The sequence below is a fragment of the Tistrella mobilis genome, assembly GCF_041468085.1.
Classification (GTDB): Bacteria; Pseudomonadota; Alphaproteobacteria; order Tistrellales; family Tistrellaceae; genus Tistrella; species Tistrella mobilis_A.
The window spans coordinates 2,528,516-2,549,315 of the sequence record NZ_CP121017.1; the positions used below are offsets into that span (position 1 = coordinate 2,528,516).

15 protein-coding genes and 2 tRNA genes are annotated in these 20,800 nt (G+C 68.0%); 7 read left to right on the forward strand and 10 right to left on the reverse strand.

The genetic code is table 11. The features are described 5' to 3' along the window. Positions 1–2 precede the first annotated feature (2 nt). From P7L68_RS17300 to P7L68_RS17315, 4 genes are read right to left on the reverse strand one after another with little or no spacing between them, the layout of a single operon-like run. Positions 3–962 carry a TIGR03915 family putative DNA repair protein gene (locus P7L68_RS17300; RefSeq protein WP_372000199.1) on the reverse strand — a complete coding sequence of 320 codons (960 nt, stop codon included), beginning with the start codon at positions 960–962 and terminating at the stop codon, positions 3–5. 14 nt (positions 963–976) lie between these two features. Next, complete coding sequence (locus tag P7L68_RS17305; RefSeq protein WP_372000201.1) at positions 977–2,206, reverse strand: putative DNA modification/repair radical SAM protein; 1,230 nt, start codon at positions 2,204–2,206, stop codon at positions 977–979. Positions 2,207–2,238: 32 nt separating this feature from the next. Beyond that, positions 2,239–3,201, reverse strand: a complete 963-nt coding sequence (locus P7L68_RS17310) for a cation diffusion facilitator family transporter (protein WP_372000203.1) — start codon at positions 3,199–3,201, stop codon at positions 2,239–2,241. 11 nt (positions 3,202–3,212) lie between these two features. Beyond that, positions 3,213–5,630, reverse strand: a complete 2,418-nt coding sequence (locus P7L68_RS17315; RefSeq protein ID WP_372000205.1) for a membrane-bound PQQ-dependent dehydrogenase, glucose/quinate/shikimate family — start codon at positions 5,628–5,630, stop codon at positions 3,213–3,215. A 213-nt stretch (positions 5,631–5,843) separates the two neighbouring features. On the opposite strand from P7L68_RS17315, the gene nadA reads away from it, so the two are divergent. Genes nadA through nadC form a run of 3 tightly spaced genes read left to right on the forward strand, consistent with a single transcriptional unit; the run spans position 5,844 to position 9,185 of the window. Then, positions 5,844–6,818, forward strand: a complete 975-nt coding sequence (nadA, locus tag P7L68_RS17320; protein WP_372000207.1) for a quinolinate synthase NadA — start codon at positions 5,844–5,846, stop codon at positions 6,816–6,818. 5 nt (positions 6,819–6,823) lie between these two features. Further along, positions 6,824–8,341 carry an L-aspartate oxidase gene (locus P7L68_RS17325; RefSeq protein ID WP_372000209.1) on the forward strand — a complete coding sequence of 506 codons (1,518 nt, stop codon included), beginning with the start codon at positions 6,824–6,826 and terminating at the stop codon, positions 8,339–8,341. Beyond that, positions 8,334–9,185 carry a carboxylating nicotinate-nucleotide diphosphorylase gene (gene nadC / locus P7L68_RS17330; RefSeq protein ID WP_372006868.1) on the forward strand — a complete coding sequence of 284 codons (852 nt, stop codon included), beginning with the start codon at positions 8,334–8,336 and terminating at the stop codon, positions 9,183–9,185. Before P7L68_RS17325 ends, nadC begins: the two co-directional genes overlap by 8 nt. Before the next feature lie 29 nt (positions 9,186–9,214). Here nadC and P7L68_RS17335 read toward each other — a convergent pair whose 3' ends face one another. After that, positions 9,215–10,447: an IS110 family transposase gene (locus P7L68_RS17335; protein ID WP_372000016.1), complete on the reverse strand. Its 1,233-nt coding sequence runs from the start codon at positions 10,445–10,447 to the stop codon at positions 9,215–9,217. A gap of 308 nt (positions 10,448–10,755) precedes the next feature. Between P7L68_RS17335 and P7L68_RS17340 the strand changes: the two genes are divergently transcribed. Both P7L68_RS17340 and P7L68_RS17345 read left to right on the forward strand, forming a co-directional pair. Then, positions 10,756–11,856, forward strand: coding sequence for an HD-GYP domain-containing protein (locus tag P7L68_RS17340; RefSeq protein WP_372000211.1), 1,101 nt, complete (start codon positions 10,756–10,758; stop codon positions 11,854–11,856). Positions 11,857–12,005: 149 nt separating this feature from the next. Beyond that, positions 12,006–13,052, forward strand: a complete 1,047-nt coding sequence (locus P7L68_RS17345) for an SMP-30/gluconolactonase/LRE family protein (RefSeq protein WP_372000213.1) — start codon at positions 12,006–12,008, stop codon at positions 13,050–13,052. A 35-nt stretch (positions 13,053–13,087) separates the two neighbouring features. On the opposite strand, the gene P7L68_RS17350 is transcribed toward P7L68_RS17345, so the two are convergent. From P7L68_RS17350 to P7L68_RS17370, 5 genes are all read right to left on the reverse strand, one after another. Further along, complete coding sequence (locus P7L68_RS17350; RefSeq protein ID WP_372000215.1) at positions 13,088–13,852, reverse strand: sulfite exporter TauE/SafE family protein; 765 nt, start codon at positions 13,850–13,852, stop codon at positions 13,088–13,090. Between the two features lie 99 nt (positions 13,853–13,951). Then, entirely contained in the window at positions 13,952–16,621 is a 2,670-nt protein-coding gene (locus P7L68_RS17355) for a valine--tRNA ligase (protein WP_372000217.1), read from the reverse strand. A gap of 169 nt (positions 16,622–16,790) precedes the next feature. Beyond that, positions 16,791–17,525, reverse strand: coding sequence for a DUF2497 domain-containing protein (locus P7L68_RS17360; protein WP_372000219.1), 735 nt, complete (start codon positions 17,523–17,525; stop codon positions 16,791–16,793). A gap of 148 nt (positions 17,526–17,673) precedes the next feature. Beyond that, positions 17,674–19,020 carry a TolC family outer membrane protein gene (locus P7L68_RS17365; protein WP_372000221.1) on the reverse strand — a complete coding sequence of 449 codons (1,347 nt, stop codon included), beginning with the start codon at positions 19,018–19,020 and terminating at the stop codon, positions 17,674–17,676. 97 nt (positions 19,021–19,117) lie between these two features. Continuing rightward, entirely contained in the window at positions 19,118–19,774 is a 657-nt protein-coding gene (locus tag P7L68_RS17370; protein WP_372000223.1) for a protein-L-isoaspartate O-methyltransferase, read from the reverse strand. Between the two features lie 350 nt (positions 19,775–20,124). Here P7L68_RS17370 and P7L68_RS17375 point away from each other — a divergent pair. Further along, positions 20,125–20,198 (forward strand) — tRNA-Cys (locus P7L68_RS17375). Positions 20,199–20,362: 164 nt separating this feature from the next. Further along, positions 20,363–20,438: transfer RNA gene (locus P7L68_RS17380), tRNA-Asn, on the forward strand. The last annotated feature ends 362 nt before the right edge of the window (positions 20,439–20,800 follow it).

Genomic DNA, 20,800 nt, shown 5'->3' on the forward strand with positions numbered 1-20,800 from the left:
GATCACGAACGGCCCCGGGGGCCGCCTCCCTTGTCATGACTGGGGCCGCCGGGGGCGGCCATGGGATCGGCAAGCATGGGCTGCGCCGGTCCCGGTTGCAAGTCTCCCGGTGAGGGGCCGTCGCGCGCGCCCGTCTTCACCCGCCGGGCCGCAAGACGGTGATGAAAGGCCGGTGCCGGGCGCCCGGCCGTTTCGGTCATGCCCCGCACCCGCGCCTCCGCCCCGGCGATCAGCTCTGGGATCAGGGCGGCTTCGGGCAGGTTCGCCCAGTACTTCACCGGCATTTCCGCACGCATCGCCCTGGGCTTCAGCCGGGCCGGATTGAAGATGCCGGCGTAATAGGTCAGCCACAGCGCCTCGGTTTCGTCGGCCAGATCCGGGCGCGTGGCGGGTTCGGCCGAGACCGTCAGCGTGGTGCCGTCGAAAGCGGCACTGCCGCGTGGCGTCAGGATCATCCAGTCCATATCGGCAAAGCGGCCCCGGAAGAAGGGGGCGGTGCGGGCAACGACGTAGTGATCGGGCTCGAACCAGGCGACGAAGCGCCGCCGGCCGGTCGGGCCCGGTGGCCCCGCCTCGCGGAACCGCACGAAAGCGGTCATCTTATGGGCATCGCGTCGCACCGCCTTCTCCAGCCTCGCCGTTGCGACGACATCCGGATCGGTGCGCTGTCCAAGCAGCTGCCGATCCTGCACCAGGCGCCAGAGCAGACGGTAGAGCAGCCCGAAACGGACCGGATCGGCATGGCAGATCACCGACCGGGCAAGGGTGAGGAACCCCGCCGGTACGCCCGGTGCCACGGCGCCGGGGGCCGGATCAGGAAGGGGCGGCGGCGGGTCGAACAGCTGCGCCTCGCCTGCCGGTTCCCAGGCCACATATTCGGGCGGCACCCCGGCCATCAGCAGGGCCCGTGCAGCCCGCCGCCATTCCTCGAAATCCCCCCGTCCGGCCAATGCGACCCGCATGTGCCCCTCCCGGTTCAGAACAACGCCAGCTGTGCCGGTGGCGCCACCAGCGTCCGCAGATCCTCGCGATCGATCAGCCTGAGCGGCGTCCAGCCCCGGGCGGTGACGAAGGGTTTCACCTTGGGGAGCGACACGCGCAACCGCCCCAGATCATCGAGCCCCAGCCGGCGATGGCGCCGGGCGGAGAGGATCGCGCCCACCGTCTTCACGCCGAAGCCCGGTACCCGGAGCAGCATCTCCCGCGGGGCCTGGTTGACATCGACCGGGAAGAGCTGGCGGTTGGCCAGCGCCCAGGCGAGCTTGGGATCGATCTCCAGATCCAGCATGCCATCCGGCCGGCCGGCAGTGATCTCCCCCGGCGCGAAACCATAGAAACGGAACAGCCAGTCGGCCTGATAGAGCCGATGCTCCCGTTCCAGTGGCGGACGGACCGGCGGCAGCCGGCGCGACGCCTCGGGGATCGGGCTGAAGGCCGAGTAGTAGACCCGCCGCAGCCCATAGGCATCGTAGAGGCCCCCGGCCGTGCCCAGAATCTCCGCATCGCTGGTCTCGCAGGCACCGACGATCATCTGGGTCGACTGGCCGGCGGGGGAGAAACGGCGCCGCTTGCGGGTGCGCAGGGTCGGCTCGGCCCCCTCTTCGATCCGGGACCGGATCTCACCCATCGCCTGGCGGATCTCCCGCGGCCGTTTCTCGGGCGCCAGCTCGGCCAGGCCGCGCTCTGTCGGCAGTTCGACATTGATCGACAGCCGGTCGGCGAACAGCCCTGCCTCCGCAATCAGCTCCGGCGCGGCATCTGGGATGGTCTTCAGATGGATGTAGCCCCGGAAGCCGTGGGTCAGCCTCAGCTCACGCGCCACCCGAACCAGCTCGGCCATGGTGTGATCGGGGGAGCGGATGATGCCCGACGACAGGAACAGCCCTTCGATGTAGTTGCGCCGATAGAATTCCAGCGTCAGCCAGACCACCTCTTCGGGCGTGAACCGCGCCCGGGCGACATTGCTGGAGGAGCGGTTGATGCAATAGGCGCAGTCATAGATGCAGAAATTGGTCAGCAGGATCTTGAGCAGGGAAATGCAGCGCCCATCCGGCGCATAGGCATGGCAGATTCCCATTCCGGTGGTGGAACCGAGGCCGCCCGTCGCCGCGGAATCGCGCCGGCCGCCGCCACTCGATGCGCAGGAGGCATCGTATTTGGCGGCGTCGGACAGAATGGCCAGGCGGTCTTTCAGCGACATCTTCATAGATGTTCACTATATGTTCGGAAGACGGCCGGTCAAGGCCCCGCCTCTGCCTCTCCGCTGCGCCGCGCCACCTGCTGCCGCCAGGCCTCGGGCGTCTGCGGCTTCACATAGAGGGCCACAACCTGAGGATGGTCTGCGGTGAGCGCCGCCTCCAGCCGTTCGATACAGGCCTCGATGGCGGTGGTGGTGGTCATGTCCTCGAACTCGGCGCTCAGCGCCACCACCACCTGTTCCGGCGCCAGATGAACGGTGACCACGCCGTTCACCGCCCCGACCACGGGATCGGCATGGGCACGTTCGATGATCGCGGCCTGCAACGCCGGTGCAGCCCGTTCCCCGATCAGCAGCCCCATGCTCTCCCGCGCCAGAACAACTGCGGTCGCCGCCAGAACCAGACCGATGCCGATGGAGGCGGCACCATCCAGCTCCGGCATCTTCAGCAGATCGGCGGCAAGGATGCCGGCAGCCGCGATGACGATGCCAAGCAGGGCTGCGGTGTCTTCCAGCAATACGGTGAACACCGTCGGATCCTTGCTGCGCCTTATCGCGGACAGCCAGCCGAGATCGCCCTTCCGGGCGCGGAACTCCAGCAGGGCCACGCGCCAGGACCAGCCTTCGAAAAGGAAGGCCAGCCCCAGCACCACATAGCTGACGGTCAGGTTCCCGGCCGGTTCCGGCGCCAGTACATGGCGGATGCCTTCATAAAGCGAGACCCCCGCCCCCAGGGCAAAGACCAGCAGCGCGACCACGAAGCTCCAGAAATAGAGTTCGCGGCCATAGCCCAGCGGGTGGATCTCGTCCGGCGGCCGGGACGATCGGCTGAGGCCGAGGAGGAGGAGCAGTTCATTGCAGGTATCGACCAGCGAATGCACCCCCTCGCTCAGCATGGCGGAGCTGCCGGTATGAAGTGCGGCGGCGAATTTCGTCACCGCGATCGCCAGATTGCCGGCGAGTGCCGCATGGATCGTCCGTCTGGTTCCGGCACGCGCCGTCATTCCAGATCCTTTCAGCCCTCGGGCAGCGCATAGGCGATCAGTTCATCGCCGATCGGCGTTTCCATGAAGTGATGCCCGCCGGCCATGATCACCAGATACTGGCGGCCATCGATCTCGTAGGTCATCGGCGTCGCCTGACCGCCGGCCGGCAGCACATCGGACCAGACCGTTTCGCCGGTCTCGATGTCGATGGCCCGGATCAGGTTGTCGGTGGCTGCGGCGATGAACACCAGCCCGCCTGCGGTCACCACGGCGCCGCCGTTATTGGGCGTGCCGATGTCGACCGGCAGCATGGAAGGGATGCCGAACGGGCCGTTGGTACGTGCCTGACCGAAGGGCCGGTCCCACAGCGTCTCGCCGGTTTCCATGTCGATCGCCCGGATACCGCCATAGGGTGGCTCCTTGCAGAGCAGCAGGGTGACCGGCAGCCGCCAGCCGGCATTGACATTGATGGCGTAGGGGGCGCCCATCTGCGGATCGCCGGCACCTTCCTGGCCGCCGAACTCGCCCCGATCCTCGCTCCGCGGCGCCCAGCCCAGCCGTTCCGCCTCCTCACGCGGGACCAGGCGATTGTGGTTCGGCATGTCGTTGTAATTGGCGATGATCACCCCGCGGCTGGGATCCACGGCGATGCCGCCCCAGTCGGACCCGCCGTTATAGCCCGGATACTCCACCCAATGGGTGTCGGTGGCAGGCGGGGTGTAGAAGCCCTTGTAACTCGCCTGACGATACTGGATGCGGCAGATCATCTGATCGATCGGCGACATCCCCCACATCTTCGCCTCGGTCAGATCCTCGCGGCGCAGCGTGTGGTAGAGCGAGAAAGGCTGGGTGGCCGACCTTTCGTCGGGCTCTACGCCGCCCTGCGGAACCGGCCGTTCCTCGACACCGGTGATCGGCCGGCCGGTACGGCGGTCGAGCACATACATGTCGCCCTGCTTGCTGGGCAGGATCAACGCCGGCACCGGTCCCTCGCCCGTCGGAAAATCGACCAGCGTGGCCTGCGAGCCCAGGTCGTAATCCCAGACATCCTTGTGCACGGTCTGGAACGACCAGGCAGGGCGGCCGGTGTTGACGTCGATCGCGACCAGCGAAGTGGAATAGCGGTTCTCCGCCTCCGATCGGTCGCTGCTCCAGTAATCGACGGCCGAATTGCCCATCGGCAGATAGACCAGCCCCAGCTCCTCGTCACCGGATGCCGTGGTCCACATATTGGGGGTGCCGCGGGTATAGGTCTCGCCCTCGGGCGGCAGGCCGGTGATATCGGGGCGGACCATGTCCCAGGCCCAGCGCAGCTCGCCGGTGACGGCGTCATAGGCCTGTATCACGCCCGAGGGGGCATCCCGCTTCTGGCCGTCCAGCACCTGGTGGCCGGTGACGATCACCCCCTGCACGATCACCGGCGGCGAGGTGATCGATACCATCCCCGGCACCACCGGCCCCATGCCCTGCTTGATGTCGACGGCGCCATTTTCGCCGAAGCCGACGCAGGGCGCGCCCGTGCGGGCATCCACCGCCAGAATACGGCCGTCCAGCGTCCCCTCGATGATCCGGGTCGCGCAGATCTCTGCGGCCGACGCGTCAGGCACCTGGTAATAGCTGACCCCACGGCAGGCGGCGGTATAGGGAATGAAGCGATCCTCGACGCCCGGATCGTGACGCCAGCGCTCCTCGCCACTCTCGGCATCGAGCGCGATCAGGATGTTCTTGGCCGAGCACAGATAGAGCATGTCGTCGATCTTGAGCGGCGTGGTCTCGGCGCCATAGGACCCTTCGGCCGCTTCGCTCGGCAGGTCGCGGGTGTGATAGACCCAGGCCCGTTCCAGCCCCTCGACATTGGCAGGCGTGATCTGGTCGAGCGGCGACCAGCGGCGGGCGGCATAGGTGCCGCCATAGGCCGGCCAGTCGGCCCCGGTGTCGCGCAATGACGGATCACTCATCTCCAACCGGCCCGGAGGCGGCAGGCTGGCCAGCTGCCGGTCGGGCGTGCTCTGGACCACGACGACGCCAACCAGCACCGCCACCACGATCAGCACCACGACGCCGGCCACGGCACCGCTCGCATGCAGGCGGACCGGGCGGAGCATGGGGGCGAGCGCCACCATGATCAGCAGCAGCACCAGCGGCCCGACCAGCCGCGGGACCAGTGCCCAGCCATTCATCCCGACCTCCCAGAAGGCCCAGAGCAGAGTGGCCGTGAAAACCGCCGCATAGACCCAGAAGCCGGACCAGCGCCGCACGGCCAGCAGACCGCCGGAGATGATCAGGCCAAGCCCGGCCGGCAGGTAGTAGGCCGAGCCGCCGAGCGCCAGCAGCCAGCAGCCGCCGATGGCGAGCACCAGGCCGATCAGTACCAGCACGGCGGCCAGGATCCACAGCGCCCAGGGACGACGCCTCCGTTCGGGGGCGGGAACGGTTCCGTCGGACATGTCTCTGCTCTCCCGTCATGCTCGGTGCGCGCATCATGCATGCGCATTTCCGCAACGGCGGAACGGCGCAGGACGTTCCCGAAAAGCTTGACGGCCTTATACTCATTCTGACTATATTTACCGGCCCGGCCCTGCCGGGATTTATTGCCCCCTGGAAATGCTCAAATTGAGCATTAATGCCTCCCTCGGGAGGTGCTTCGGGAGATCACGCCGATGACCGCCTTCCAGCCCGCCGTGCCCATGCCGGCCCCGCTCCGCCATCTGATGCCCGAGATCGAATGGGCCGTCCATGCCGAGGAGGTGGCGGCAATCCGCCGGCTCAAGCGCGAGCGCGATGCCGTGATCCTGGCCCATAACTACCAGACGCCCGAGATCTTCCACGGCGTCGCCGATATCGTGGGTGACAGCCTGGCCCTGGCGCGCGAGGCCGTGGCGACCGATGCCGCGGTGATCGTTCTGGCCGGGGTACACTTCATGGCCGAGACCGCCAAGATCCTGAATCCGGATCGTACGGTGCTGATCCCCGACGACATGGCCGGCTGTTCGCTGGCCGATTCGATCACCGCCGCCGACGTGGCGGCACTGCGGATCCGCCATCCGGGCGTACCGGTGGTGACCTATGTGAACACCTCGGCCGAGGTGAAGGCGGCGTCCGACATCTGCTGCACCTCGGGCAATGCGCTGAAGGTGGTCGAAAGCCTGGGCGTGCCCGAGGTGATCATGATTCCCGACGGCTATCTGGCACGAAACATCGCCGCCCGGACCTCCGTGCGGATCATCACCTGGGACGGCGCCTGCGAGGTGCATGAGCGCTTCACCCCCGACGACATCCGCCGGATGCGTGCCGAACATGCGGGCGTCACTGTGGTCGCCCATCCCGAATGCCCGCCCGAGGTGGTCGCCGAGGCGGATTTTGCCGGCTCGACGGCCGAGATGATCGATTTCGTCGCCCGCCGGCGCCCGCCGCGCGTGGCGCTGATCACCGAGTGCTCGATGAGCGACAACGTCGCCGCCGGCTTCCCCGAAATCTCGTTCGTGAAGCCCTGCAACATGTGCCCGCACATGAAGCGCATCACCCTCCCCGGCATCCGGCATGCGTTGGAAACCATGAGCCACGAGGTGACCGTACCCGCCGACATCGCCCATGGCGCACGCCGGGCGGTCGAGCGCATGCTCAGCATCCGGTGACGTCGATGTTCACCCCTCTCGATCCACCGATGGAGACACTCGCGGCCGAGGTGGTCGTGGTCGGTGCCGGTGCCGCCGGCCTTGCCACCGCGCTCAATCTCGCGCCGCGACGCGTGGTGGTTCTTGCCCTCGGCCCTGCCGCCACCGGATGGGCCCAGGGCGGCATTGCCGCTGCCACCGGGCCGGATGACAGCCCGGCGCTTCATGCCGCGGATACCGAAGCCGCCGGCGCCGGCCTGGTCGATCCGCTGGTCGCCGCCCTGGTGACGGCGGCCGCACCGGGCTGCATAGACTGGCTGCAGGCCGCCGGTGTGGTCTTCGATCCCGGGGCAGACGGTCGTCCGGCGCGCGGGCTGGAAGCCGCTCATGGCCGGGCACGCATCCTGCATTCCGGCGGCGATGCAACCGGCCGGGCCATCCTGGCCGCCCTCACCGCCCGGGCGGGGGCCTCGCCCCATATCCACCGGCTCGACAGCGCCGAGGCCACAGCCCTGCTGACCGACGCCCGGGGCCAGATCGCCGGTATCACCGTCGATCTGGCCGGCCGCCGGCTGATGATCCGCGCCGCAGCCATCGTACTGGCGACCGGCGGTATCGGCGGGCTCTACGCCCACAGCACCAACCCGCCCGGCGCCGTCGGCCGCGGCCTCGCTCTCGCCACCCGGATTGGCGCCCGGCTTCGCGACCTCGAATTCGTGCAGTTCCATCCGACCGCCATGGATCTCGGCAGCGATCCGATGCCGCTCGCCTCGGAAGCGATCCGCGGCGCCGGGGCAGTGCTGATCGATGGCGCCGGACAGCCGGTCATGGCCGGTATCCCCGGCGGCGATCTGGCCCCCCGCGACGTGGTCGCCCGGCAGGTCGCCGCGGCCATCGATGCGGGCAGCCGGGTGTTCCTGGACGCCCGTGCAGCGATCGGCCCCGGCTTCACCGACCGTTTTCCGTCCGCAGCTGCCGCCTGCATGAAAGCCGGGGTGGATCCGGCGCGCCAGCCGATCCCGGTCGCGCCGGCTGCCCACTACCACATGGGTGGCATTGCCGTAGACCTCGCCGGCCGTACCAGCATTCCCGGCCTCTGGGCGGCGGGGGAAGTGGCCGCCACAGGGCTGCACGGCGCCAATCGGCTCGCCTCGAACTCGCTGCTCGAAGCCCTGGTCTGCGGCAGCTGGGTGGCGCGCGACATCCTTGCCGCTTCGCCGGATGCCCGTGCACCGGTCATCCGCCCGGCGCTCCGGGGCCCCAGCGCCGACAGTGGCGACAGCGCTGCCGCAGTCCGACATCTGCGTGTTGCGATGTCGCGTCAGGCCGGCGTGCTGCGCGATGCCCCGGGCCTCGATCATCTGATCGGCCTTGCGGCCGCGATCGAAGCCGACCCGAAGCAGCCGGCGGCGATCGCCGACCGCGCCCTTGTCTGCCGGCTGATCGCCGAAGCTGCCCGTGACCGTCCCGACAGCGTCGGCGCCCATCGACGCACCGACACCGCCCCCCTCGCCTCCCGGGAAATCCGTCATGTCCATGCCTGACCTCTCGCCGCTTCCCGAGATCCTCGTGGAGCCGATCCTGCGGGCCGCCCTGATCGAGGATCTGGGCCGCGCCGGCGACATCACATCCGCAGCGGTGATCCCGGCCGGGGCGCGCATGGCGGCGGTGATGGCGGCACGTCAGCCGGGTGTGATGGCGGGCGGCGCCGTCGCCGCCCTGGCCTTTCGTCTGCTCGATCCCGGAATCGAGACACAGATCATCATCCCCGATGGCGCCCCGGTGGTGCCAGGCGATGTGGTGATGACGATCGAGGGGCCGGCCCGGTCGGTTCTGGGTGCGGAGCGGGTGGCGCTCAACCTCGCCTGCAGGCTGGCCGGCATCGCCACGGCAACCGCCGGCCTGGTTGCGGCAGCAAGCCCCCATCGGGCCCGGATCACCTGCACCCGCAAGACCACACCCGGCCTGCGCGCCCTCGAAAAATATGCGGTGCGGGCCGGCGGCGGCGCCAATCACCGCTTCGGTCTCGACGACGCGGTGCTGATCAAGGATAACCACATCGCGGTCGCGGGCGGTGTCGGCGTCGCCATCCGCCGGGCGCGCGCCCATGTCGGACATCTGGTGAAGATCGAGGTTGAAATCGACCATCCCGACCAGTTGGACGAAGCGCTGGACGCGGGCGTCGATGCGGTTCTGCTCGACAACATGACACCGGCACAGCTTGCCGGGGCCGTAGCCCGCATCGGCGGGCGGGCGATCACCGAAGCCTCGGGGCGGATCACCCGGGAAACGGTCGCCGCGGTCGCAGCCACTGGCGTCGACCTGATCTCGGCCGGCTGGCTCACCCACAGCGCGCCGATCCTGGACCTCGGCCTCGACCTGCCATGAGATACCGTCACGCTGAGCAAGCGCTTTTTTCAGTCGGCGAGCTTTGGCACGAAGGGTTTTCGAGCCTTGGCGACGGCGTAGACGGCGACGAGGAGTTTTCGCATGGCGGCGACGAGGGCGAGCTTTGGTGGCTTTCCCTGTGCGCGCAGTCGGTCGTAGAAGGCTTTGAGCCACGGGTTTCGGCGGACAGCGGTGAGGGTTGGCATCCACAAGGCGGTGCGCAGGCGCGCGTTGCCGATCGGGGTGATGCCGGCGCGGGTGGGGCGGCGCTTTCCGGAGTGGCGCAGGGCTGGGATGACGCCGACGTAGGCTGCCAGGGCTGCGGGGCTGTCGAAGCGGGCCGGATCGCCGAGTTCGGCGATGAGGCGTGCTGCGGTGCTGGGACCGATTCCGTCGATGGAGGTCAGCAGCGAGCCGACCTCGTGCTCGTCGAGCAGACGGGTGATGTCGTCGTCACGGTCGGCCAAGCGGCGGCGCCACAGATCGAGATCCTGACAGATGTCGCGGACCTGGACGCGGTAGGCGGGGCCGTGGTGCTGGCCGACCGAGCGCTTGGCCGCGGCGATGATCTGGTCGGCCAGTTCGCTTCCGACGGCGTGGCGGCCATCGTAGCGCAGCTTGGCGAGCCGGCGTGGCGTGGCTTTGGCGACGGCCTCGGCGGTGGGGTATTCCGCCAGGATGGCGGTGGCCAGCATGCTGTCGAGCGTGCGGACATAGCGTCGGAATTCCGGGAAGCCGAGATCGACCAGCCGGCGGAGCTGGCGGACGCGGTCGTCGAAATCCTGGCGCAGCCGGTCGCGGTGGCGAACCAGTTCGCGCAGCTCCTCGCTGGCCCGGCTGCCCAGCCGGGTCGGGGAGGGGCGCTTTTCCCGCCCGAAGCGGGCCAGGCCGAGGGCGTCGATGGCGTCGGTCTTGGTGCGCTCCAGGCTCTCGCCCTGGAAGCGGTGGGTGCGCAGCGGGTTGATCAGGGCGACCTCGTAGCCCTTGGCCGCCAGCACGGCGAACAGGTTCTTCCAGTAATGCCCGGTCGCCTCCATGACCACCAGCGCCTCACCCGGCGGGGCCAGCGCGGCCAGCAACGCGCCGTGCCCGGCCGCGTCTTCGGTGAACGGCTTGGGTTTGGCCAGGACCGTGCCGTCCGCATCAAGGATGGCGAAGACATGGGTTTCCGACGCGATGTCGATGCCGACGAATTGCATGGCGCCTCCCGTGCGGATGAGCCGGAAGCCTCGGAGCCGGTGCTCGTGCCCCTGCTTGTCCATGCGCGGATGACCGCCCCGATCGGGGCGGTCATCCGCCCCCTCGCCACGACACCGCCGGATACCGTTCGGGCAAAAAGCACCGGGCGAGGGCGCCAATCTCATGCACGAAGATCATCCTTCGAGCGCAACGCGGCGACCCTCTCCCGGCTATCAGGCCAAACATCCTACCAGGAGACGGCCCGATGAGTGGAATTCATACAAGCACACTGCAAGACTGATACGTGCATGTCGTCTATCGCTTTAAACGTTCTTTCAGAATTAGGGGATGATAGTCTGGAAACTTTCATGCTCTGCGGGACGATCGACACGTGACCGAAGACGGCGAGGCAGGCGGCTCATCCGGCCGCATCGCGACATTGCTGCTGAACGCGACGGGCGACGATCTGGCGACGATCCTGGATCTGATCGCAGCACCGGCTTTCGTCGTCGATCCGGCGGGAGATGGCTTCATGTTCCGCGCGAACAACATCGCCCATGCGCATGCCACCGGCCTCAGCTTTCGTGAAAAGGCCGGCCAGCGTATGGACGAATTCCTGCCCGACGACATCGCCGCCCAGGTCTGCCGCAATTATGCGACCTGCGTCGCCGAGCGGGTACCGCTCACCTATGAGGAATGCCTCGATCTGCCGGCCGGCCGTCGGTGGTGGCGCACCACCCTGATCCCGCTGATCGGCCCGGACGGCATGGTGCGGCGGGTGATCGGTACCGGTAACGATATCACCGTGGTCCATCAGCTGAGCGAACGCGCCCATGCCCTGGTGGTGGAGCAGGAAGCACTGCGTCGGCGCCTGACCAGGACGCTGAAGACCGCGGTTGACGCGCTCGTCACCGCCATGGAGACACGGGATCCATACACCGCCGGGCATCAGCGCCAGGTCGCGGAGCTTTCGGAAGCGATTGCCGCCGCCTTCGGTCTGGACGACGAAACCCGTGAGATGATCCGGCTGGGCGCCGTGCTTCACGACATCGGCAAGCTGGGTGTGCCCACTGAACTGCTGGTGAAACCGGGGCGGCTGCGGCAGGAAGAATACGCCCTGATCCGAGCCCATGCGCGCGTCGGTATCGAGATGATGGACGGGATCGATCTGCCCGAAATCGTGCGTACCATCGTGACCGATCATCACGAGCGGCTGGACGGCAGCGGCTATCCGCGCGGGTTGACCGCTCGCCAGATCGCCTTGCCGGTGCGGATCGTCATGGTCGCGGATGTAATCGATGCCATGCTGACCGACCGCCCCTATCGCCGACACCTGGATCTTGCGGCGGTCACCGAAGAATTCTCCCGCCATGGCGGCAAGGCCTATGACCAGGAAGTGGCTGCCGTCGCGCTGTCGCTGATCCGGGGCGACCTGCCGGGCTTCTCCCTCCCCGAAACCTGGCACATGCATCGCGCGCCGCGGCTTCTCTGATGCGGGCGAGGGAGGTTGGGTCTTGCAGATTGCCGCAAGACACCGTCCCATCATGCACCGGCTTTTCGCCGGCCCGGTATCGGGTGTCGTATGGCCCGGAGAAGGCCCCCTGAACCGGTTCACGGCTCCAGGGAAGGAGACGCACCCTCATGTCCCGCAACCCGCTTGACGGCTTCACCGTCGATCGCGACCGGATCGGCACGATCGGCCGCGACCTGCAGCGCCCGGAATGCATCCTGGCCGAGCGTGACGGCACGCTCTGGGCGGCGGATGCCCGCGGCGGGGTCACCCGCATCTCCGCCGATGGCAGCCAGCGCTTCATCGCCCAGCACGCAGATGCCCGCTTCGCCACCGCCGATCAGGCCACACCCGGTGCGCTCGAAGCCAGGTTCACGCAGGGCACGCTGCCCAACGGGCTCGCCTTCGCCCGCAATGGCGACATCCTGATCTCGAATTTCGGCACCGACCGGCTCGAAGTCATGACCCGCGACGGCGAGGTCCGCACGCTCTACGACACGATCGACGGCCAGCCGATCGGCAAGGTGAACTTCGTTCTGCGCGACAGCCGCGACCGGATCTGGCTGACGGTCTCCACACGGGTCAACCCGTGGACCGAGGCAGCGGCCCGGCGCGTACGCGACGGGTATATCGCCGTGGTCGACCAGCACGGGCTCCGCGTCGTCGCCGACGGTTTTGCCTTCACGAACGAGATCCGCTTCGATGCAGCTGAAGACTGGCTGTACATCGTCGAGACCACCGGCCCGCACATCACCCGGATGCGGGTGGTCGAGGATACGGCGGGGGTCCGGCTCACCAATCGCGAGATCTTCGGGCCGGCCCATCTGGGCGGCTGCCCCGACGGCATCGCCTTCGACGCCTTCGGCAATCTGTGGTGCACGCTGATCATGGTCGACCGTCTGGTCGCGATCACGCCGGAGGGTGAGCTGCGGGTGCTGCTCGACGACGGCGATCCCGAGATTTCCCGCGCATACATGGCGAAATTCGATGCCGGCACGATCACCGTCGACGACATGATGCAGGCTCAGGGAACGATCGCCCCCTGGATGGCCAGCGTCACCTTCGGTGGCCCCGACCTGCAGACCGTCTATCTGGGCAGCCTTCGCGGCACCACCATCCCGTTCTTCCAGGCCCCCGTGGCGGGATTGCCGATGATCCACTGGAACGAGCAGCACTGAGGTGAAACCAGCGGCGGCCGCCGGCCGGGCGCCGCTCAGCCGGCCCGGAAGAAGGCGATGGTCATCGCCACGCCGATGGTGATGACCACCGCCTTCAGCCAGGGCCGCGGAATGCGGCGGCCGAGCCGGGCACCGGCAATGCCGCCTGCCACCGCCGCTACCGCCATCACCGCGGCCGGCTGCCAGGCGACCACACCGGCCGCGGCATAAGCGATGACGGCGATGGCGGTCAGAACCACCGACATCAGGTTCTTGAGCGCATTGGCCGCGTTCAGATCGGCAATGCCCATGACGGTGAACAGCGCCAGCAGCAGAATGCCGACTCCGCCGTTGAAATAGCCGCCATAGGCCGAAACCAGGAACAGCCCCGCAACCAACTGTGCCGGGCCGCCCGCTCCCATGCGGGTGAGTGCGCGGGCAAGGCGGTCACCGGCTGCGAACAGCAGGGTGGCCGCCGCCAGCAGCCAGGGCACCAGCCCGCGGAACACATCGTCCGGCGTCACCACCAGCAGCCCCGCCCCCACCAGCCCGCCCAGCAGGGCGGCGACCAGCAGCGGCCAGGGCCTGCGGCCACGGAAAACCGTGCCCATCTCGGCGCGATAGCCCCAGCAGCTGCCGACATAGCCGGGCAGCAGGGCCACGGTGCCCGTGGCATTGGCCATGACTGGCGGAATGCCGGCCTGGATCAATGCCGGCAAGGTCAGAAAACTGCCGCCGCCGGCCAGCGCGTTCAGCACACCGGCAACGAAGGCCGCGCCGGCCAGCAGGGCCAGGCCGGACAGATCATGGACGACGTACATCGGGCGGGGGATCCGAGACTTCGGGTCATCATATGTTTCAGGCGAAACGAACGGCCGCCCCCATAGAAAGGGTGCGGCCGTCTCGGCAAGACAGGCAGATCAGGCCTTGCGCATCGCCTGGACGCGCGCCAGTGCCTTCGACAGGGCCTCGCGATCGGCAACCGCCTGGGCGCGCCGCTCGCGATTCTCCTCCACCACCTCTTCCGGCGCCTTGGCGACAAAAGCCGGGTTGTCGAGCCGCTTGTCGATGCCAGCGATGTCGCGGTCGAGCTTGGTGATTTCGCCTTCCAGACGCTTGATCTCGACAGCGGCGTCGATGACGTCGGCGATCGGCAGCAGCACCACCTCGCCGTTCACGATCGTCTCGACCGTGCCCGCCACTTCGCCGTCGACGAACTCGATCCGCTCGGCACGGGCCAGGCGGGCCAGCGCATCGCCGTGGGTCGCGGCACGGTTGCGGGTCACCTCGGACGCGTTCCGGAACAGCACCGGCACCTTGGCGGCCGGCGGCACGTTCAGTTCCGAGCGCACGCTACGCACGGCGGAAACCGCCTCGATCAGCCAGCCGATCTCGGCATCGGCTGCCGGGTCGGCGAGCGTTGCCGGAGCAAGCACCGGCCAGGCGCCCGTGATCGCCTGCGCAGGTGTCCGGCTGCCGGGGCGGGTCTCCCAGAGCTGCTCGGTCATGAACGGCATCATGGGATGGAGCAGCAGCAGGATCTGATCCAGCACCCAGGCCAGCGTTGCCCGGGTCTCGGCCAGGGCCGCGCTCTCCCCGCCCTGCAGGATCGGCTTCGCCAGCTCGACATACCAGTCGCAGACGATGTCCCAGGTGAAGCGATAGGCAGCCTGGGCCGCCTCGTTGAAGCGGAACGCCTCCATCGCCTCGGTGACGGCCTGGGTCGCCCGCGCCGCCTCGCCCACGATCCAGCGGTTCAGCACATGGCTGACCGCGGCAGGATCGAAGCCCTCGACGCTCTCGGCCCCGTTCATCTCGGCGAAGCGCGCCGCGTTCCAGAGCTTGGTCGAGAAGTTGCGATAGCCGGCGACGCGCGCTTCCGCGAGCTTGACGTCGCGGCCCTGGGCGGCCAGCGCCAGCAGGGTGAAACGCACGGCATCCGCGCCGTATTTGTCGATCAGGTCGATGGGGTCGATGACGTTCCCCTTCGACTTCGACATCTTCTGGCCCTTTTCATCGCGGACCAGAGCGTGGATGTAGACGGTGCGGAACGGCACATCGCCCATGAAATGCAGGCCCATCATCATCATCCGGGCAACCCAGAAGAAGATGATGTCGAAGCCGGTCACCAGGACGTCGCCCGGGTAATAGCGGTCAAGCTCCGGGGTCTGTTCCGGCCAGCCGAGCGTGCCGAAGGGCCAGAGCGCCGAGCTGAACCAGGTGTCGAGCACGTCGCTGTCCTGGGTGAGTTCGACGGTCTCGCCATAATGAGCGGCCGCTGCCGCCTTGGCCTCGGTCTCGGTTTCTTCGACGAACACCGTGCCGTCCGGCCCGTACCAGGCCGGCACGCGATGGCCCCACCAGATCTGGCGCGACACGCACCAGGGCTGGATGTTGCGCATCCACTCGAAATAGGTGTTCTCCCACTGCTTCGGCACAAAGACGGTCTTGCCGGTCTCCACCGCCTCGACCGCCGGGATGGCGAGCCTGGGCGCATCGACATACCACTGATCGGTCAGCCAGGGTTCGATGACCACGCCCGAACGGTCGCCGTATGGGACGGTGTGGGTGACCGGCTCGATCCCCTCCAGCAGACCTGCTGCCTCCATGTCGGCAACGATCCGCTCGCGCGCCTTGAACCGGTCCAGACCGCGATAGGCGGCCGGAATCACCGGTTCATCGACGATGCAGGCATCGGCATCGAGCACGTTGATCATGGCGAGACCATGACGCCGGCCGACCTCGAAGTCGTTGAAATCATGTGCCGGCGTGATCTTCACCGCGCCCGACCCCTTCTCGGGGTCGGAATAGGTGTCGGCGACGATCGGGATCCGCCGGCCGGTCAGCGGCAGCAGGATCTCCTTGCCGACCAGATCGGCATAGCGCTCGTCATCGGGATGCACCGCAACCGCGGTATCGCCCAGCATGGTCTCGGGACGCGTGGTCGCGACCACGATGTGGCGGCCCGAGCCGTCGGCCAGCGGGTAGCGCAGGTGCCAGTAATTGCCCTTCACTTCCTTCGGCTCGACCTCCAGGTCCGAGATCGCGGTCTTGAGCTTCGGATCCCAGTTGACCAGCCGCTTGTCGCGGTAGATCAGCCCCTGCTTGTAGAGGGTGACGAACACCTTGCGCACCGCAGCCGAGAAGGCCGGGTCCATGGTGAAACGTTCGCGGGGCCAGTCGGCCGAGGCGCCAAGCCGGGTGAGCTGATCCAGAATACGACCGCCCGACTGCTCCTTCCACGTCCAGATCCGGTCGATCAGACCGTCGCGGCCGACATCGTTGCGGGTGATGCCCTGCTCGGCCAGCTGGCGTTCCACGACCATCTGGGTCGCAATGCCCGCATGGTCCGTGCCGGGCTGCCACAGCGTGTCGCGCCCGGTCATGCGCCGATAGCGGATCAGCGCATCCTGGATGGTGAAGGTCAACGCATGGCCGATATGCAGGCTGCCGGTGACGTTCGGCGGCGGCATCATGATCGTGTACGGGTCCGCCCCCGAGCGCACATCGGCGCGGAAGGCCCCGCTCCTGCGCCAGCCCTCGTAAATCGGCGCCTCGGCCTCTTGAGGCCTGAAGGTCTTGTCCAGCATGCCGTTCCGTTCCGCTGTCTTCTGGGGCGGTCGGTCTGGCCCGAACGGGCTCACCGGCCGCCGATCTGTGCAGGGCCGGGCGCGGCGTCGGCCGGATGACCCGGCCTTTCGTCCCCGTCCGGCGTGATCAGGGCGTGCCCGCGGGCACGCCCGCCGGACAGCCTGCGGCTCATGAACGCAGCGAGCGTTCCGCGAGCCGCTGGATTTCCTCACGTACCAGACGTTCCACCATCGGCGGCAGGTTCTGGTCCAGCCAGTCCTTGAGCAGGGGACGCAGGATGTCGGCAACCAGCTCTTCCAGCGTCCGGCCACCAAAGGCGGCCTGGGGCCGCCCTTCATTCTGCCCGGCACCCGTCAGGGCCTGGCCCAGCGTCGCAAAGGCTGCAACCGTGGCTGCACTCGCCGCCTGAGACATCAGCCCGTCCCCATCCGCGGCCGCAGGCCGGGGAGCCGGCGCAGGCCGGGGGGCCGGTGCGGGTGCCGGCGCAGGTTCCGGTTCGGGCTCAGGATCCGGTTCAGACGCGAAGCCGTCATCCTCGTCGTCCTGAAGCGCATCCCAGGGATCGGCCGCGGGTGCCGCGGGTCTGGCCGGCTCGTCGTCGAAAAGATCGTCATCGGCAGCGGCCGCAAAGCTGGGGCCGGGGCCGAAATCGTCGTCGTCGAAATCGTTGCCGCCACGCGGATCGGGTTCGGGTTCGGGCGCCGGATCGTCGAAGGGATCGGGCTCGACCACATCGATCAGATCGAGCACGTCCTCGCGATCGTCGCGCGGCTGCGACGCGCCACCGGCTGCAGCCGGTGCCGCGGCACCACCCTCTTCACCGTCCTCTTCGGCGATGATGCGCCGGATGGAGGCGAGAATTTCCTCCATCGACGGTTCCTGGTTTTGAGTCCTGTCGGTCATCGGCCCCTTGGGGCTCCTCGCGCGTGTCCGGTTGCCGCCACTCTAAGGCAGTCGGCCGATGAATGCCAGCAACGACGAACCGGCCCCGCTGCGGGCGGGGCCGGTCGGTCCGGCATCCGGGGTGGGTCGGGAGGGGATGCCCCTCCGGTCAGTCGCCCGTCCCCCACCAGGCATCACGTACCTTGCGGTAATTGTCCTGGGGGTCGTAGACGGGTACGTCGGCGGAAATCGCCTGGATGTCGAGTGCACCGACGGCCGCTGCCAGCTCGAAACCGGCAACGATGACGTTGCGCTGCGCCCGAACCAGATTGACCCGGGCGATGAAGAGTTCCTGTTCGGCGTCGAGCACGTCGAGCGTCGTGCGGGCACCGACGGCCGCCTCCTCGCGCACGCCTTCAAGCGCGATCTCGGCCGCGCGAACGGCCGCATCCAGAGAGGCGATCGAGGCCTGGGCAGAGCGCAGCTGCTCCCAGGCGGCGGTGGCGCCCTCGACCGCCTGGCGTTCAGCGGTCATCAGCTCGCCGCGACGCTGGGCCCGGGTCTCCTTGGCCTGGCGGATACCGGCGAACTCGCCGCCGCCCTGATAAAGCGGCACGGTGACCTGGGCGACGATCCGGCTGTCCTCGGTCCGATCCAGCGCGTAAGAGCTGTCACGCTCGCGCTGATGGCTGCCGACCACCGACACCTGCGGCATGCGCGTCGCTTCCGAAGATCTCACCTGCTGCTCGGCGACGTCGACGGTATAGCGGGCGGCCCGCACCGAGGGATTGTCGTCGCGGGCCCGACCGATGGCATCGGCACGGGTGCCGGGCAGGTCGGGAAAAGGACGCGGTGGCTCAAGCGTCTCGGGTGTGCGGCCGATGACCCGCAGATAGGTCGCCTCGGAACTGGCCAGCGCCCCCTGGGCTGCCGTCAGATCCGCCCGGGCACTCGCCAGCCGGGCTTCGGCCTGGGCAACGTCGGTACGGGTGACCTCCCCCACCTCAAACCGGTCGCGCGTCGCCTGCAGCTGACGTTCCAGCACGCGGACATTGTTCTCGTTGAGGTCGACCACGGCACGGTCACGGAAAACGTCGCCATAGGTCGATGCCGCTTCGCGCAGCACATCCTGCTCGATTGCCCGTACCTGCTCGCGGGTGGCGAGCACCTGTGCCTCGGCCTGGCCCAGCTGGGCATCCACACGTCCGCCGGTCCAGACCGGCTGGGTCACCTGCAGGGTGACGGAGCGCGGATCGGTGCCATAGGTCTTGCTGTTCTGGACCGAGGTTCCGGCGCGGCCGGCGCTGGCCTGAATCTGCGCCTGCGGCCTGCGGCCCGCCAGGGCTGCGGGTATATTCTCGTCGACGGCGCGCAGCTGGGCGCGGATCGCATCGATGCGCGGATTGCCGGCATAGGCCGAGACCAGCGCGTCCTGGAGCGATTCAGCCGACGCGACAAAAGGCGTCGCCAGCATGGTTCCGGCGGCAAGTACCGCCGCGAGTACCGATCGTCTCACCGTCCCGTCTCCCCATCCCTGGATGTCGGCCGGATCTCCCTGCCCGGCAGTCGCACATCCGAGGTCCCGTCACCAGGGATGTGCGATGGTCCCGTCGTCAGAAAACGAAGCCGACTTTCTTGCGGAAGGCGGCGATGTGCGGCGTCGAGGCATCGAACAGGGTGCGGCGGGCGATTGCACCGGCATAATTGGTGAAAATCGTTGCGCGGCCGACGCGACCTTCGTCGTTCATGACCGCGACCAGACGGCCGCCATCGGCAAGCTGGTCCAGCAGCGCCTTGGGCTCCACTTCCAGCGCGCCTTCCACGACGATCACATCGTAGGGAGCCTGGGCAGCGTAACCCTCCGCCACCGGGCCCGAAACCACGGCGGCATTGCTGACCCCCAGCTGATCGAGGAGCTCCCCCGCCTGTTCGGCGAGTTCCGGCTGATCCTCCAGCGCCACCACCGCCGAGGCGAGGCGGGCGAGAACCGCGGTCGAGTAGCCGGTCGCACAGGCGACGTCGAGCACCGCCTCGTGCGACTTCACGTCGGCAGCCTGAAGCAGCCGCGCAAACAGCATCGGCTCCATCAGGAAACGGCCATGGCCGACCGCCACGTCCTCGTCGACATAGGCCACGGCCCGATGGCTCGCGGGGACGAAGCGTTCGCGCGGAACCGCGCCCATGGCTTCGATCACGCGCTCGTCGGTGACCTTGTTGGTGAGGAGCTGGCTCAGCACCATGTTGCGGCGGGCATCGCTGTAGTCGTGCATGCTACGGGCTCTCGGCTGCTTCCGGTCGGTCAGACGACGACGCGGCATCGGATGACGCATCGCCGCAACTTATACCGGGGGCCGCGGGGGATGACAATCACGCCGTCCGCCGCAGATGCAGACGGGCCGTGACGGAAGCCGCCCGAGCCGATAGACTGGTCTTTGCAGCGGATCGTCGACATGGCTGCGATTGCGGGGTTGACCGCACCGGTCGACCTCTCTATAAACGCGATCCGTCACGGGACGGTCATCGGCGGAAGCCGGCGACACGGCTTGAAGACATCGCCGCCTGAAAGATTACGGGTCGACAGATCACGGATCCGGATGGCGGCCTGCAGTGAAGACCCGGTGGCCGGGTAGCAAAGTGGTAATGCAGGGGACTGCAAATCCCCGACCGGCGGTTCGATCCCGCCCCCGGCCTCCAACTCTTCCATCCTGCCCCGGCAGGATGCCGGTATACCGGAGACTTCCGAACAGACCTTGGAAGCGACCGAAAATAAAGCTGGACAGGCAGGCAGAGCGGTGATAAAAGCCCGGCCCACAGACGACACGGACGGGACGCCCTACCGAAGGCCCCGGACGCACTGATCCCCGATAGCTCAGTCGGTAGAGCAGGTGGCTGTTAACCACCGGGTCGCTGGTTCGAGTCCGGCTCGGGGAGCCAATTGAGAAAGCCCTGCAGGTTCGCCTGCAGGGCTTTTTCTTGTCGCCGGCACACCGCTCAGCGCTCTTGCGTTGGCGAGGCCATGCACGGGTCACCAGACGGATCACCCCACGGCACACGCGAAGATCTTCCCCCCTTTGGAGCCTGCTGCGGGAAGCGCGCAAATGGCGGTTTTCTGCGGCCTTTGCCAGGGTGCAAGCCAGTTCACAAAGCGGTACCGACGCGGTAGTCTGGCCCCCGCCGGCAACCCGTACAACGACCGGCGGCCCGCTTGGGGGAGCGGTATCGTGCGGCAGGGGTTGCGACGGACATTCCAGGACACGGCCGTTCAGGCGCGGCCGGCCGACGCGGCTCCCGAAGAT

Bases quoted from the DNA above. Each gene is read 5' to 3' on its own strand.
- P7L68_RS17300 (WP_372000199.1), bottom strand. From the start codon at position 962: ATGCGGGTCGCATTGGCCGGACGGGGGGATTTCGAGGAATGGCGGCGG.
- P7L68_RS17350 (WP_372000215.1), bottom strand. From the start codon at position 13,852: ATGTACGTCGTCCATGATCTGTCCGGCCTGGCCCTGCTGGCCGGCGCG.
- P7L68_RS17370 (WP_372000223.1), bottom strand. From the start codon at position 19,774: ATGCACGACTACAGCGATGCCCGCCGCAACATGGTGCTGAGCCAGCTC.
- P7L68_RS17305 (WP_372000201.1), bottom strand. From the start codon at position 2,206: ATGAAGATGTCGCTGAAAGACCGCCTGGCCATTCTGTCCGACGCCGCC.
- P7L68_RS17315 (WP_372000205.1), bottom strand. From the start codon at position 5,630: ATGTCCGACGGAACCGTTCCCGCCCCCGAACGGAGGCGTCGTCCCTGG.
- P7L68_RS17360 (WP_372000219.1), bottom strand. From the start codon at position 17,525: ATGACCGACAGGACTCAAAACCAGGAACCGTCGATGGAGGAAATTCTC.
- nadC (WP_372006868.1), top strand. From the start codon at position 8,334: ATGCCTGACCTCTCGCCGCTTCCCGAGATCCTCGTGGAGCCGATCCTG.
- P7L68_RS17355 (WP_372000217.1), bottom strand. From the start codon at position 16,621: ATGCTGGACAAGACCTTCAGGCCTCAAGAGGCCGAGGCGCCGATTTAC.
- P7L68_RS17310 (WP_372000203.1), bottom strand. From the start codon at position 3,201: ATGACGGCGCGTGCCGGAACCAGACGGACGATCCATGCGGCACTCGCC.
- P7L68_RS17325 (WP_372000209.1), top strand. From the start codon at position 6,824: ATGTTCACCCCTCTCGATCCACCGATGGAGACACTCGCGGCCGAGGTG.
- nadA (WP_372000207.1), top strand. From the start codon at position 5,844: ATGACCGCCTTCCAGCCCGCCGTGCCCATGCCGGCCCCGCTCCGCCAT.
- P7L68_RS17345 (WP_372000213.1), top strand. From the start codon at position 12,006: ATGTCCCGCAACCCGCTTGACGGCTTCACCGTCGATCGCGACCGGATC.
- P7L68_RS17335 (WP_372000016.1), bottom strand. From the start codon at position 10,447: ATGGACAAGCAGGGGCACGAGCACCGGCTCCGAGGCTTCCGGCTCATC.